At 62.0% G+C, this 13505-nt stretch carries 11 protein-coding genes; 5 read left to right on the plus strand and 6 right to left on the minus strand.

What is annotated here, in order from left to right; translation table 11 throughout:
* Nucleotides 1-456, minus strand: coding sequence for a GNAT family N-acetyltransferase (locus tag V7787_RS15075; RefSeq protein ID WP_336088576.1), 456 nt, complete (start codon nt 454-456; stop codon nt 1-3).
* A gap of 294 nt (nt 457-750) precedes the next feature.
* Here V7787_RS15075 and V7787_RS15080 point away from each other — a divergent pair, with 294 nt between their 5' ends.
* From V7787_RS15080 to V7787_RS15095, 4 genes are all read left to right on the plus strand, one after another.
* Nucleotides 751-1305, plus strand: coding sequence for a hypothetical protein (locus tag V7787_RS15080; protein WP_336088577.1), 555 nt, complete (start codon nt 751-753; stop codon nt 1303-1305).
* A gap of 191 nt (nt 1306-1496) precedes the next feature.
* A complete protein-coding gene (locus V7787_RS15085; protein ID WP_104886575.1) occupies nt 1497-2342 on the plus strand; it encodes a DUF6502 family protein in 846 nt (281 codons plus the stop codon).
* Entirely contained in the window at nt 2339-4102 is a 1764-nt protein-coding gene (locus V7787_RS15090; RefSeq protein ID WP_336088578.1) for a DUF5666 domain-containing protein, read from the plus strand. The genes V7787_RS15085 and V7787_RS15090 overlap by 4 nt, the downstream gene beginning before the upstream one ends.
* A gap of 54 nt (nt 4103-4156) precedes the next feature.
* Nucleotides 4157-4906, plus strand: coding sequence for a hypothetical protein (locus V7787_RS15095; RefSeq protein WP_336088579.1), 750 nt, complete (start codon nt 4157-4159; stop codon nt 4904-4906).
* A gap of 71 nt (nt 4907-4977) precedes the next feature.
* Here the strand turns inward: V7787_RS15095 and rimO are convergent, their stop codons facing one another.
* The 3 genes from rimO to V7787_RS15110 all read right to left on the minus strand — a co-directional run bounded on the left by rimO (nt 4978) and on the right by V7787_RS15110 (nt 7111).
* Nucleotides 4978-6309, minus strand: a complete 1332-nt coding sequence (rimO, locus tag V7787_RS15100) for a 30S ribosomal protein S12 methylthiotransferase RimO (protein WP_129933765.1) — start codon at nt 6307-6309, stop codon at nt 4978-4980.
* Nucleotides 6310-6509: 200 nt separating this feature from the next.
* Nucleotides 6510-6797, minus strand: coding sequence for a helix-turn-helix domain-containing protein (locus V7787_RS15105; protein WP_049587986.1), 288 nt, complete (start codon nt 6795-6797; stop codon nt 6510-6512).
* Nucleotides 6797-7111 (minus strand): hypothetical protein, encoded by a 315-nt coding sequence (locus V7787_RS15110; protein ID WP_049587984.1) that lies wholly within the window; start codon nt 7109-7111, stop codon nt 6797-6799. Before V7787_RS15110 ends, V7787_RS15105 begins: the two co-directional genes overlap by 1 nt.
* A gap of 448 nt (nt 7112-7559) precedes the next feature.
* Here V7787_RS15110 and V7787_RS15115 point away from each other — a divergent pair, with 448 nt between their 5' ends.
* Nucleotides 7560-9470 (plus strand): potassium transporter Kup, encoded by a 1911-nt coding sequence (locus V7787_RS15115; RefSeq protein WP_064492881.1) that lies wholly within the window; start codon nt 7560-7562, stop codon nt 9468-9470.
* A gap of 48 nt (nt 9471-9518) precedes the next feature.
* Here the strand turns inward: V7787_RS15115 and V7787_RS15120 are convergent, their stop codons facing one another.
* Together V7787_RS15120 and mprF are read right to left on the minus strand one after the other, a co-directional pair.
* Nucleotides 9519-10811: a virulence factor family protein gene (locus V7787_RS15120; protein WP_064492882.1), complete on the minus strand. Its 1293-nt coding sequence runs from the start codon at nt 10809-10811 to the stop codon at nt 9519-9521.
* Nucleotides 10811-13453 carry a bifunctional lysylphosphatidylglycerol flippase/synthetase MprF gene (gene mprF / locus V7787_RS15125; RefSeq protein ID WP_064492883.1) on the minus strand — a complete coding sequence of 881 codons (2643 nt, stop codon included), beginning with the start codon at nt 13451-13453 and terminating at the stop codon, nt 10811-10813. Before mprF ends, V7787_RS15120 begins: the two co-directional genes overlap by 1 nt.
* Nucleotides 13454-13505: the final 52 nt, after the last annotated feature.

The raw sequence follows: 13505 nt of genomic DNA on the forward strand, positions 1-13505 counted from the left end.
TCAAGGCACTGTGCGCATCAGCCTCATGTGCAGCAGAGGATAGGGCTGGCCCAGGCCGTCGGTTTCCGAACGGCCGATGACCTCGAAACCTTCATGCAGGTAGAAGCCCAGCGCTTTCGGGTTCTGCTCGTTGACGTCAAGGTACTCGGCATTCAGCTCACTGATGGCATAGCGCAGCAGGCGCTTGCCTACCCCTTGGCCGCGGTAGCCAGGTGCGACGAACAGCATGTCCACCCGCCCGTTGGCGACACCGGCGAAGCCACAGATGCGCTGGCGTTCCTTGCAGCAGATCAGCATCACTGCGTCGAGATACCGGCGCAGCACATGTTCGCGCAGTAGCAGGATATAGCCCTCTGGCAGAAAGTCATGGGTGGCGCGTACTGAATCCTCCCACACCTGTACCAGCTCGCTGTAGTCGCACAAGCGCGGGGTTTGCAGCGTCAGTAGCGCAGCCATGCCGGTGTTCCTCTGGGGCGATAGGGAAAACATAGCAGGCCAACCACCGGTCGGCTGGTTCGCTTGGCGCTTGAGACTTGGGGAGTGACGGTCTATTAATTAAGCGTGGGAAAAAATCCCACGTAAGTATAAGTTCAATCTGAAGCAAGATTACTGACTGATTTGGCGTTCTCGTGGCGAAGACCTGGAGACGGACTATGCAAATCCACCTGCTTTTCAAGAAGGCTTTACTCGCGGCTGCTGTAGCTGGCGTGTTGTCGATGTCCATTGCCTTGATCCCTGACTCGATTTCTCATGGCTCCAGTGCCTACGCTAAAGATGGCGGTGGCGGTGGCGGTGGCGGCGGTGGCCACGGTGGAAGTGGCGGCGGCGGTGGCCACGGTGGCGGTGGAAGTGGCGGCGGCGGTGGCCACGGTGGCGGTGGAAGTGGTGGCGGCGGTGGCCACGGTGGCGGTGGAAGTGGCGGCGGCGGTGGCCACGGTGGCGGTGGAAGTGGTGGCGGCGGTGGCCATGGTGGCGGAAGCGGAAGTGGTGGCCACGGCAGCGGCGGTGACGGTGGTGGCCATGCCGGCAACAGCGGCAGTGGCCACGACGGTAATTCGAACGCTGGGCGCAGCAGTAACCATGCTGAAGCGGGTGACGATCATGGCAATCACGCGGGTGGGGAACCCGGGGATGATCATGGTAATCATGTCGGCGGTGAGCCTGGCGATGATCACGGCAATCATGTTGGTGGTGAACCTGGTGACGATCACGGCAACCATGTGGGTGGCGAACCGGGTGATGACCACGGTGTTCATGCCGGCGGCGAGGCCGGGGATGACAACAGCAGAAGCTGATTGGCGCTGACCCGAGGTGGCCCATACAAAACCCAGCGGACGGGTTTTGTATGAGCAGGTTCTGGCCTGTCTTGCCTTTATCACGTCATTTCCAATGAGTGCTGACAGCTTTTTCCTCGTCCATGCCGGGATATGATTGCGGTTTGCGTGGGATTAATTCCCGCGTCTTATACTGGGTGCCTCTGTCAAGGAATGCCCTCGATGCAATCGCCTGTCTTACCCCCGTCGATGCTGAGTGCGCTGCGGCGTGTGATGCGCCCGCTGGTGCGCCTGATGCTGCGCAAAGGGGTTACCTACACGATGTTCACCGACCTGCTCAAGGAGGTGTTCGTCGATGTGGCCCATCGCGAGTTTCGCCTGAACGACACCGCGCCAACCGATAGCCGCATCAGCCTGCTTACCGGCGTACATCGTAAAGATGTCCGGCGGCTGCGTAATGAGGGTGACACTGCAATTGCGGCCCTGCCGGATAACATCACGCTAGGTGCACAGTTGGTCAATGTATGGACCAACACCCCACCATTCTGCTCGGCACCCGGCCAGGCGAGGGCGCTTGCGCGGCTAGCCAGTGTGGGTGGCGATTGCTCATTCGACGCCCTGGTCGCCAAGGTCAGCACCGATATTCGCGGCCGGGTGGTGCTGGACGAATGGTTGCGCCTGGGCGTCGTGCGGCTCGATGAGCAGGATTGCGTGCACCTGGAAGCCCATGCATTCGTGCCACAGAAGGGTTTTGATGAAAAGGCTGCGTACTTCGGCCACAACCTGCATGACCATGCCTGTGCGGCGGTGCACAACGTCAGCGGCGAAGGCCCGCCATTTTTTGAGCGTAGCGTGCACTACGATGCCTTGAGCCCGGCCAGCGTCGAGCATTTGCGAGATGTGGTGGCCAAAGATGGCATGCAGACACTACTTGCCTTCAGCCGGCTTGCAGCAGCGTTGGAGAGTGCTGATGAGCCCGGTATCGAACAACGTCAGCGCATCACTGTCGGGCTTTATTTCTACACTGAAGCTACCGATTCCGATCCGTCGAAGACACCCGGCCCATGACACTTCTTGTGCGCTACCTCAGTGCTGTCATGTTTGCCCTGGTTTTCGGGGGGAACCTGATGGCCCCGGCCGAGGTGGCCGCAGCGCCGGTGTGTGTCAGCCGTGACGAGATGGGTATGGCCGGTGCCGCAGGCCTGCAGTTTCCCGGCGGTATGGGCGGCACCGGTGTGCGCAATGAAAATGGCGGCGTCGGTGGCACCGGTGCCCCAGTCCAGCAACGCCCGGGTGGTACAGGCGGCACGGGCGCGGTGGCGGAGGGTGTGGACGGCACCTACTTTGATCAGCGCCACGGGGGGGGAGGTGGTACCGGTACGCCGATCCTGCGCCCGGGTGGTACTGGGGGTACAGGCATCGTCGGTACCATCACCGGCTTCGCCTCGATCTGCGTCAATGGCATGGAAGTGCACTATGGCAAGGACGTACCGGTGAGTGAGAACGGTGCGCCTGCCAGCAGTGGTCACCTGGCGATCGGGCAGGTGGTGGCGGTGGAGGCATTCGCCACCCAGCGCGGCCTGCAAGCGGGGCGCATTTCGATCCTCAACGTCTTCGAAGGGCCGTTGACGGCGCTGCCCAATGCCTCGGCCCCGCTGCGGGTCATGGGGCAACCCGTGCGGCTGGCCGCTGGCGCGCGGGTGGCTGAAGGGCTGCGCCCGGGTGAGCCCGTGAGGGTCAGCGGCCTGCGCGATGCCCGGGGAGAAGTCGTGGCGACCCGTATCGAACGGGCACCGGGGTTGAGGGAGGCCAGCGCCATCGGCGCGGTTGATCGCACTGGCAGCCTTCAGGGGTTGAAGTTGGGTACCCGTGTGGCGCCTGCTCGTGAGGTGCTGGTGCGCGGCCAGTGGACCGGGCGCCAGCTTGAAGTGGCGCAAACCCGTCCAGACCCGAGCCTGCCTTTTGCTGGTCGTGTCCAGCAGGCGGTGGTTGAAGGGCTGGTACAGCGCACACAAGCTCGGCAGTTGGTGGTTGCAGGTCTCAATGTGACATTGGGGCAGGGCACTGTAATTGTCGGCCGGCAGCCAGCGGCGTTGGCGCTTGATCAACGTGTGCGGGTGAGCGGGGTGCTCAATGGTACTCATGAGCTGCGGGCAACCCGCGTGGAATTCCAGGACGACCGTGTCGACAATCCTGACAGAAGCCAGTCGGGGCACGGTAGTGAGCATGACAAAAGCAGCTCCGGCAGCTCCAGCAGCGGTCATGGCGCAAGCGATGCGATCAACGATCGCGATGAAAACAGTGATGATCACAGGGGGCGCAGTGCCGTTGACGGCTCCAGTGACCATGGCAGCGGTGACAAGTCGGGAAAGTCGGTACACCTCGACGCATTGGAGCAATCGACGCGCAGCAACAGTGGAAGCTCCGATCGGGTTGAGAAGGTCGAAGTCGAAAACACCGGAAAGGTCGAAAAAGTAGACAAGGTCGAGAAGCCCGAGAAAGTCGAGAAAGTCGAGAAAGTCGAGAAAGTCGAGAAAGTCGAGAAAGTCGAGAAAGTCGAGAAAGTCGAGAAAGTCGAGAAAGTCGAGAAAGTCGAGAAAGTCGAGAAAGTCGAGAAAGTCGAGAAAGTCGAAAAAGTCGAAAAAGTCGAAAAAGTCGAAAAAGTCGAAAAAGTCGAAAAAGTCGAAAAAGTCGAAAAAGTCGAAAAAGTCGAAAAGCCTGAACGGGTCGAAAAGGTCGAAAAGGTCGAGAGAGTCGAAAAGGTGGAGAGGCCGGAAAAGGCAGAGACGGTGGAAAAAGTCGAGCATCCAGAGCGATCCGGGCGTTAGCCAACTAGGCTGGGTAAGTCTGGCCATGCTTCCCGAAAGAGTACTGAGTTGCAAATGAGACCCACGCTCCCTCTTTTCGCCTGTTTGCTCTCGTGCACCTGCGTGTCGGCGCTGGCCGATACCTTCAGTGCCGCCATTGGCATGGATTATTCAAGTGGCGACTATGGTACCGGCACCACTTCGGAAATCTGGTATGTGCCGGTAGTCGGCAAGTATGAGAGCGGCCCCATGACCTACAAGGTTACCGTGCCTTGGTTGCGTATCACCAACCCCGAAGTCGGCCCCAATGGTGACCCCTTGCCCGGTGGTTGCCGAGACGTGGAAAGCGGGTTGGGTGACACGGTTGCCAGCGTCGCCTATGCACTGCTCGATGGTAGTGACGGCGGCCTGATGCTGGACCTGATCGGCAAGGTCAAATTCCCTACCGCTGATGAAGACCAGTGCCTGGGCACCGGCCAGTACGACTACACCACCCAGGTCGACATAGCCAAGGGCTTTGGCCCGGTCACCGGTTTCGCAACACTGGGTTGGAAGAAGTTCGGTGACCCGCCCGATAGCGACTTCGATGACCCGGTATTTGCCAGTCTCGGCTTTGCCCTGCCGGTGGCGGTCGGTACTTCGGCCGGCGCCTCCTACGATTGGCGGCAGAAAGTGGTCTCGACCGGGGCGCAGATCAAGGAGCTTACCCTGTTCCTCACCCACAAGCTCAGCCAGCAGTGGAAAGTCCAACTCTATGCAGTCAAAGGCTTCTCGGATGCCAGCCCGGATGCCGAGGGCGGCCTGATGCTGTTCCACACGTTCTGACAAAAAAGCCCCTGCGCCGGTCATTCCCTATGGAGAACGCCGGGGCAGGGGCTTTGCAGGCTTCAGCCGGTTTAGACGGGTTCAGCCCACATGTCGTACTCGTCGGCATCCACCACACGGCAACGCACTTTGTCGCCAGGCTTGAAACCATGGTCGCCATCGATGAACACGCTGCCGTCGATTTCCGGTGCATCGAAGAAGCTGCGGCCAACCGAACCTTGTTCTTCGACTTCGTCGATCAGCACGTCGATTTCCTTGCCGATGCGCAATTGCAGGCGGGCAGCACTGATGGCCTGCTGGTGGGCCATGAAGCGGTCCCAGCGCTCTTGCTTGACGTCGTCCGGTACTTCTTCCAGGCCCAGGTCGTTGGCCGGGGCGCCTTCTACCGGCGAGTACTGGAAGCAGCCCACGCGGTCGAGCTGGGCTTCGGTCAGCCAGTCCAGCAGGTACTGGAAGTCTTCCTCGGTCTCGCCCGGGAAGCCGACGATGAAGGTGGAGCGGATCACCAGCTCAGGGCACTGCTCGCGCCAGTTCTTGATGCGTGCCAGGGTGCGGTCTTCGAAGGCCGGGCGCTTCATCGACTTGAGCACTTTCGGGCTGGCGTGCTGGAACGGGATGTCCAGGTACGGCAGGATCTTGCCGGCAGCCATCAGCGGGATCACGTCGTCAACGTTCGGGTAAGGGTACACATAGTGCAGGCGTACCCAGGCGCCCAGGCTGCTCAGTGCTTCGCACAGCTCGAGCATGCGGGTCTTGACCGGGCGGCCGTTCCAGAAGTCGGTCTTGTACTTGACGTCGACGCCGTAGGCGCTGGTGTCCTGGGAAATCACCAGGATTTCCTTGACCCCGGCCTTGACCAGGCGCTCGGCCTCGCTCAGCACTTCACCCACCGGGCGGCTGACCAGCTTGCCGCGCATCGACGGGATGATGCAGAAGCTGCAGCTGTGGTTGCAGCCTTCGGAGATCTTCAGGTAGGCATAGTGGCGCGGGGTCAGCTTGACGCCCTGTGGCGGCACCAGGTCGATCAGCGGGTTGTGGTCCTGACGCGGCGGCACCACTTCGTGAACGGCGTTGACTACCTGCTCGTACTGCTGCGGGCCAGTGACCGACAGCACGCTTGGGTGCACGTCACGGATGCTGCCTTCTTCGACGCCCATGCAGCCGGTGACGATCACCTTGCCGTTTTCCTTGATGGCTTCGCCGATCACTTCCAGCGATTCGGCCTTGGCGCTGTCGATGAAGCCGCAGGTGTTGACCACCACCACGTCGGCGTCCTCGTAGGTGGGTACGACTTCATAGCCTTCCATGCGCAGCTGGGTCAGGATGCGCTCGGAGTCGACCAGGGCTTTTGGGCAACCCAGGCTTACGAAACCTACCTTGGGGGTGGCGGGCGTGGTGGACATGACTAACCTCGGTATTGAATGCAGGTCGCCCGGCCGGAATCGGGGGCGAACTTGACGGGCGCTTTTGGCGCCTCTGATCAAAAAGTGCGCAATTCTAGCGAGCGCAAGGGCGCTTGACCAGCAGAAATACGACGAACGCTGCGCTATGCTTCGCGCCGTTGTGCCGGGGTACCTTCTAGGGCCTGGTGGCTTTCGTGTACTTAGCTCAAGGCCGCAAGTACATGTTCGGGATCGTTATGAATCGCTCGAAGCAAGGCACGAGCTGGTCCTTCAGGTTCGCGACGGCCCTGTTCCCAATTTCGTAGAGTTCCTACTGCGACATCGATACGTTTGGCAAACGCAGCCTGGGAAAGGCCAGTGGCTTGACGAATCTTTTTGACTTGAAGTGCGTCTACGTGGAACTCACGCGAGGGCTGACGCTCACCGCGATCGATCTCATCCATCTGAGTCATGCTTTCCACAAGACGATCGAAGAGATGCTTTTCCATTATTTCCACCCTTTGTTTAGTGCGCGAAGCTGCGCTTTCTGACTGCTTGTCAAGGTATCCACGATGCCCTTGCGATAGATCAGAATCATACGGATCTGGTGGGCTGCAGTGACGTGGTAGTAGATCACTCGTACACCCCCACTCTTGCCCTTGCCCTTGGCTGCCCAGCGGATCTTTCTGAGGCCGCCGGTTTCCTCCAGGAGAGAACCGGCTTCGGGATGCTCGGCCAGATAGGCCTGCAAAGCCCGGTATTCTTCATCATCCAGGTGCTCCTTGAGATCGGAGGTGAATACTGGGGTCTCGATGAAGATCATGCAGTCCCTGCTATGCGTCAATGGCGTAGCTGGATGATAGGGCGCTCATCTACGTTGTACAAGGTGACGCTTGTGTCAGCGTGTGATTCTTCTTGATCAGGGGATGAGCGGTATAGGGTGAGATCAACGTTCAAGTATGGATTGAGAGTCATCAGGGCAATCCAGGCCTTCCAAACCGAAACCTGCCTTGGGGGTGGCGGGTGTGGTGGGCATGACTAACCTCGGTATTGAATGCAGGTCGCCCGGCCGGAATCGGGGGCGAACTTGACGGGCGCTTTTGGCGCCTCTGATCAAAAAGTGCGCAATTCTAGCGAGCGCAAGGGCGCTTGACCAGCAGAAATACGACGAACGCTGCGCTATGCTTCGCGCCGTTGTGCCGGGGTACCTTCCAGGGCCTGGTGGCAGAGTGATTACCAAGGGCCGTGAAGGCCGTTTGCGGGAGTGGTCGATGGTTCAGGCAAGCAGTCACGCTGAGGGCGGGCACGAGGGGAAGCAGGGTGCGTCACGGTCGGTGGGCCTGCTGGTGGCGGCGGTCGGGGTGGTTTATGGCGATATCGGCACCAGCCCGTTGTATACCCTCAAGGAAGTCTTTACCGGCGGCTACGGTGTGTCGGTCAACCATGATGGCGTGCTGGGGATCCTCTCGCTGATCCTGTGGTCGCTGCTGTGGGTGGTGTCGTTCAAGTACGTGATGTTCATCTTGCGCGCCGATAACCAGGGGGAGGGCGGCACCATGGCGCTGACCGCACTGGCGCGGCGGGCCACGGCGGCGTACCCGCGGCTGCGCACACTGATGGTGATCTGTGGCTTGATCGGCGCTTCGCTGTTCTATGGCGACAGTATGATCACCCCGGCGGTGTCGGTGCTGTCGGCGGTGGAGGGCGTGGGCCTGGCCTTCGACGGTATCGACCACTGGGTGGTGCCAATTTCGCTGGTGGTGCTGGTGGCACTGTTCCTGGTACAGCGGCACGGCACCGAGAAGATCGGCAAGCTGTTTGGTCCTATCATGGTTACCTGGTTCCTGGCGCTGGGCGCGCTGGGTGTGCATGGCATCTCGCAGAGCCCGGAAGTACTCAAGGCGTTCAACCCGGCCTGGGCAGTCAATTTCTTCGTGGTGCACCCCGGTATCGGCGTGGCCATTCTCGGCGCGGTCGTGCTGGCGCTGACGGGGGCCGAGGCGCTGTACGCCGACATGGGGCACTTTGGCCGCAAGCCGATTGCCCGGGCCTGGTTCATCCTGGTGCTCCCGGCGCTGGTGCTCAATTACTTTGGCCAGGGTGCATTGCTGCTGCAAAACCCGGAGGCCGCGCGCAATCCCTTCTATCTGCTGGCGCCGGGCTGGGCGCTGCTGCCGTTGGTCGGGCTGGCCACCATGGCCACGGTTATCGCCTCGCAGGCGGTGATTTCCGGGGCCTTCTCCCTGACCCGCCAGGCCATCCAGCTGGGCTATATTCCGCGCATGCAGATTCAGCACACCTCAAGCGATGAGCAGGGGCAGATCTACATTGGTGCGGTGAACTGGACCCTGATGGTGGGCGTGGTGTTGCTGGTTATCGGTTTCGAGTCGTCAGGCGCACTGGCGGCTGCCTACGGGGTTGCGGTGACCGGTACCATGCTGATCACCACCGTCCTGGTGTCAGCGGTGATGCTGCTGCTGTGGAAGTGGCCGCCGCTGCTCGCAGTGCCGATTCTGGTCGGCTTCCTGCTGGTCGACGGGCTGTTCTTCGCCGCCAACGTGCCGAAAATCGCTCAGGGCGGTGCGTTCCCGGTGTTGGCCGGTGGTGTGCTGTACTTGCTGATGAGCACCTGGAAGCGCGGCAAGCAGATTCTGGTCGAGCGCATCGATGAAGGGGCGCTGCCATTGCCATTGTTCATCAGCAGCATCCGCATTCAGCCACCGCACCGGGTCGAGGGTACGGCGGTGTTTCTGACTGCACGCTCCGATGCCGTGCCGCATGCGCTGTTGCACAACATGTTGCACAACCAGGTGCTGCACAGCCAAGTGGTGCTGCTGACTGTGGTCAGCGAGGACCGGCCCCGTGTGCCGGAACATGAGCGTTTCGAGGTGGAAGCCTATGGCGACGGATTCTTCCGGGTGTTGCTGCACTTTGGGTTCATGGATGAGCCGGACGTGCCTGCCGCGTTGAAGCTGTGTCATCTGGATGGCCTGGACTTCACGCCCATGCGCACCACTTACTTCCTCAGCCGCGAGACGGTGATCGCGTCACGGCTGGAGGGGATGTCGCGCTGGCGGGGCAATCTGTTCGCGTTCTTGCTGAAGAATGCCAACGGCAACTTGCGCTTCTTCAACCTGCCGTTGAACCGGGTGATCGAGCTGGGGACCCAGGTCGAGATCTGAATGGGTTTATACAGCAGGCTCAGGGCCGCAGAGCGGCCCTGAGCCTTGTCAGTTCTGCTCAGCTACGCTGGACTTGCCTTGGCGCGTCTCGATCTCGCCAATCAACCGCTTGGCGAGTGCCGGGTAGTTCTCGTCGAAGTGGTGCCCGCCAGGCAGTTTCAGGCGCTCACCTACTGCCGTCTTTTCCGTGCAACCGCTCTCGTCGGTTTCCTCGACGCCATATACGCACACGACCTTGGACGCCGGCAGCTTGGCCATTTCCGGCCCGGTTGGCGCTTCCTGGCCTTCCTTGCCCAGCCAGCCCTCGACCTCGATCTCGAAGCTGCCACTGCGCGCAAAGGCTAGCAGCATCACCGCATCGATACGCTGCTGGTCCTCGACGGGCAGGCGGTTGTAGATCGCCGGCAGCACGTCGGCGCCGAACGAATACCCGGTCAACACGAAGCGCTTGGTACCCCACTTCTGCCGGTAGTGATGCATCAGCTCGGAAAGGTCGGCGGCGCTTTGTTCCGGGGTCTTGTGCTGCCAGTAGTAGCGCAGCGTGTCGATGCCCACCACCGGGTAACCCAGCTTGGCCATTTCCCCGGCCACGTCGCGGTCCAGATCGCGCCAGCCGCCATCACCAGAGAGGAACAAGGTAACCGTGTCTGTGGTTTGCCCGGCCGGCACTTCGACCACCGGGATGGCCAGTGCGTTACCGTCGCGGCCGACCAGGGCTTGGGTCAGTTGCGCCTTGAGCACTTGGGGCAAGTGGATGTCGTAGTCGCTGATGCTGGTTTCGGCGTTGGCCTGGTCGCGCACGAAGGCGGCGCTGGCGTCATCCGGGTTGTCGTTCCAGGCGACGTTCCAGTGGCCATGGGCAGCCGATTTGGGCAGCGGTGCCTGGCAGTCAGGCTGTTCGAGGGTGAAGCCCACGGAAATGGCCCGGGCCTTGTCATCGTTCTGGCTGGCCAGCCAGCGCCAGGCTTGGGCGGCACCGGGACCGATACCGGCGACCAAGGTCGGTTTTTCCTGCAGTTGGTTCAGCGCCTGGTCCATGGCCTGTTGCTGCTTGCTGCAGTCGCCAGGCGGCAGAATCACCTGCACCAGCTGGGCTTCACCGGCCTGGCTCAGGTCGAGCAGTTGCTTGCCCGTCAGTGCCTGGTCTTGTGGCACGCCGATGGCCACCCGGGCCTTGGGGTGCACGCCAGGGGTAACACGGGTGATGCTGGTGTCATTGATGCTCAACTGTTCCAGGCGCGCCTCGGGCGCCGGGCGCGTCCACAGCCAGAAGGCCAGCGCACCACCCAGGGCGGCCAGCAGCAGGGGAACCAGCAGGTACAACCAAAAGCGTCGGGTCATCAGCGTTTCACCAATCCAGTCAGGCCGCCTGCAATCAGGGCGGCGGTGTCGGCCAGTGCCACCAGCGGGTCGAGCCCGGCTGGCACGGCCATGTAGCGGGGTTCCCAGTCCGGCTGGAACTTGTCCTTGAAGCGTCGAAGCCCCTGGAAGTTGTAAAGCTGTTCACCACGGCGGAACACCAGCGAACCCAAGCGTTGGGTCAAGGGGGCGCCGCGCCTTGGTTGCAGGCCGGACAGCGGTACCATGCCCAGGCTGAAACGCCCGTAGTCATGGCTTTTGTAGTGCAGGATCAAGCCGATCATCATGAATTCCATGGTCAGCTTTGGCGCTTCGGGGTGCGCACGCATCAGGTCGAGGCTGGCCAGCTCGTTTCCATGGGTTTCCAGCAGGTTGGCGAAGGCTACCGGGCGGCCCTGGAAGCGAATCAGGGCTATGCGGAAGTGCTGCAGGTAGTCTGGGCTGAAGCGCCCCAGCGAGAAGCCTTTCTCGCGCACGTTCTTGCCGCCGAGCCAGGCGTCGGAAATTTCCTTCAGCTCAGCCATCGGGGCGCGGCCGGGCTCATGGATCTCCAGGCTCAGGCCATCGCGTCCGCCGCGGTTCCAGGTGTAGCGCAGGTCTTTCATCTCCTTGCCTTTGGCTTCAAGGTCGAAGCGGCGCAAGTCGACCCGGGCTTCTTCACCGAGCTTCAATGCGGTCAGGCCGATGTCCATGTAGAACGGCAGGTTCTCTGCGCGCACCTGATAGAACACGGGGCGTGCGTGGTGCAGGTCGCACAGGTCGCGGAACTGCCAGATCATCTCGGCGCGTTCCTGGGCCGGGCCTATCGGGTCGTACAACGCCACCAGGCTGCGGCCGCGCCGGGCATACATGAGGAACGCGTTATCACGCGGGTGGAACAGCAACGCCTTGTCGCCAGTCAGCGCCAGGCCACCGTCGGGCTGGTCGGAGGCCTGCAGGATACGGTTGGCGCGTTGCAACTCTTCTTCGTCAGGCAGGTGGATCACGGGCGGCGCTGTACGCAGCAGCCACGTCAGTGCCACGGCAGCCAGCAGCAAGGCACTGCCCATGGCGGCGCGCAGGCCCCGTGGTGCATCGGCATCGAGGGTGAACTGCCACCACAGCTGATGGCTGTAAGGCACATCCTGATAGGCGAACAGCAGAAGCCACACTGATGCGCCTACCGTACAGGCGCTGGCCACCAGGAACACCGGCGAGAAGGGCAGCTCCAGCAGTCGGCTGGGGCGATAGAACGAGCGGCGGAACAGCGCGAGCAGGGCGGCGGTAAAGGTCAGCAGGCAAGCCTCTTCCCAGTCAAAGCCCTTCAACAGCGACAGCAGGGCGCCGACCAGCAACAGCACGGTGGTCAGTAGCCAGGCGGCGGACAGGCGCCGGCGCAGGCCTTGGGCCAGCAGCAGGCAGAGCACACCGATCAGGCTGGCGCCGAAATGAGAGGCATCGATCAGCCGGTGTGGCACCAGGAAGCCCATATGCTCCAGGCGCGTATCTATCTCGGGCGTGGCACCGGAAAACAGCAGCACCACGCCGGACAGGAACACCAGGATCGACAGGATCGGTGCGGCCAGACCCGAAGCGGCCTTGATGGCCTGTTGCGCAAACAGCAGGCGTCGGGCTTCATTGGCCAGCAGCAACACGCAGGCCAGCAGCAGTGGCAGTACCACATAGATCAGCCGGTACAGCAGCAAGGCTGCCGCCAGCGGTGCGGCACCGAGCTGGTCGGCAAAGGCCGCCAGCAGGATCGCTTCGAACACCCCGACGCCGCCCGGTACGTGGCTGAGCACGCCCGCAGCCAAGGCCAGCAGGTACACCAGCACGAACGCGCCGAAAGGAGGGGCTTCGGGCAGCAACAGGTAGAGCACGGTGGCAGCCGCCGCCACATCCAGCGCGGTAATCAGCAATTGCAGGGCCGCCAGGCGTGCATCCGGCAGGCGAAGTGTGCGCCGCCCCAGTTGAACGAGCAGGTTATTGGCCGCCGGTTGCTCGGCCAGGCGTCGGCGGTACAAGCCAATTACCAGTAAGGCAGACACCACCAGCACGGCGCTGGCAACAGCTGCCAGCAGGCCGGGCGCCAACCCGAGCGCTGTCGAGGCCGCGGGCAGGTTGCTCAATGTCGCCAAGGCGGCCAGGGGCGGCAGCGCGCAGCCCAGTGACAGGCTGGCAAACACGGTCATGCGTGCGACTTCGCCAGCACCAAGCCCTTGCCGTGCATACAGGCGATAGCGAACCGAGCCGCCAGAGAGCATCGACAGGCCGATGGCGTTGCCGATGGCAAAGGCGCTGAAGCCGCCCAGTGCCAAGCTGCGTGCTGGCAGTTTCACGCCTGCATAGCGGCTGGCCGACCACTCGTAGCCCAGCAGGATCACAAAGCCGATCACCGTTGCCAGCAAGGCGCCCAGCAATGACTGGGTCGGCACGCTGAGCATGGCATCGTGCAAGGCATAGATGTCCAGCTCGCTCAGCAGGTGGCGGCAGGCAATTAAGGCCATCGTGAACAGTAGCAGGGTCACCATCAGGCCTATGGGCTGGCGGTAGCGACTCAGGCGTTCGAGTAGGGGCAGGCGCTGCACAGCACCGGGTAGCGCCGTAGCGAGTGGCACCGGAGGTTCGGGATTGTGCGAAGTCATGAGTTGCCCCGGGCATGCAGCGCGAGGTGAAGGAAAGGTGCGGCCAAGTGAA

This window comes from Pseudomonas sp. CGJS7 (assembly GCF_036961695.1).

Excerpts from the sequence above, each read along its gene's own strand:
- V7787_RS15115 (WP_064492881.1), top strand. The coding sequence starts at position 7,560 with ATGGTTCAGGCAAGCAGTCACGCTGAGGGCGGGCACGAGGGGAAGCAG.
- V7787_RS15120 (WP_064492882.1), bottom strand. The coding sequence starts at position 10,811 with ATGACCCGACGCTTTTGGTTGTACCTGCTGGTTCCCCTGCTGCTGGCC.
- V7787_RS15090 (WP_336088578.1), top strand. The coding sequence starts at position 2,339 with ATGACACTTCTTGTGCGCTACCTCAGTGCTGTCATGTTTGCCCTGGTT.
- V7787_RS15105 (WP_049587986.1), bottom strand. The coding sequence starts at position 6,797 with ATGGAAAAGCATCTCTTCGATCGTCTTGTGGAAAGCATGACTCAGATG.
- V7787_RS15075 (WP_336088576.1), bottom strand. The coding sequence starts at position 456 with ATGGCTGCGCTACTGACGCTGCAAACCCCGCGCTTGTGCGACTACAGC.
- V7787_RS15085 (WP_104886575.1), top strand. The coding sequence starts at position 1,497 with ATGCAATCGCCTGTCTTACCCCCGTCGATGCTGAGTGCGCTGCGGCGT.
- mprF (WP_064492883.1), bottom strand. The coding sequence starts at position 13,453 with ATGACTTCGCACAATCCCGAACCTCCGGTGCCACTCGCTACGGCGCTA.
- V7787_RS15080 (WP_336088577.1), top strand. The coding sequence starts at position 751 with ATGGCTCCAGTGCCTACGCTAAAGATGGCGGTGGCGGTGGCGGTGGCG.
- V7787_RS15110 (WP_049587984.1), bottom strand. The coding sequence starts at position 7,111 with ATGATCTTCATCGAGACCCCAGTATTCACCTCCGATCTCAAGGAGCAC.
- rimO (WP_129933765.1), bottom strand. The coding sequence starts at position 6,309 with ATGTCCACCACGCCCGCCACCCCCAAGGTAGGTTTCGTAAGCCTGGGT.
- V7787_RS15095 (WP_336088579.1), top strand. The coding sequence starts at position 4,157 with ATGAGACCCACGCTCCCTCTTTTCGCCTGTTTGCTCTCGTGCACCTGC.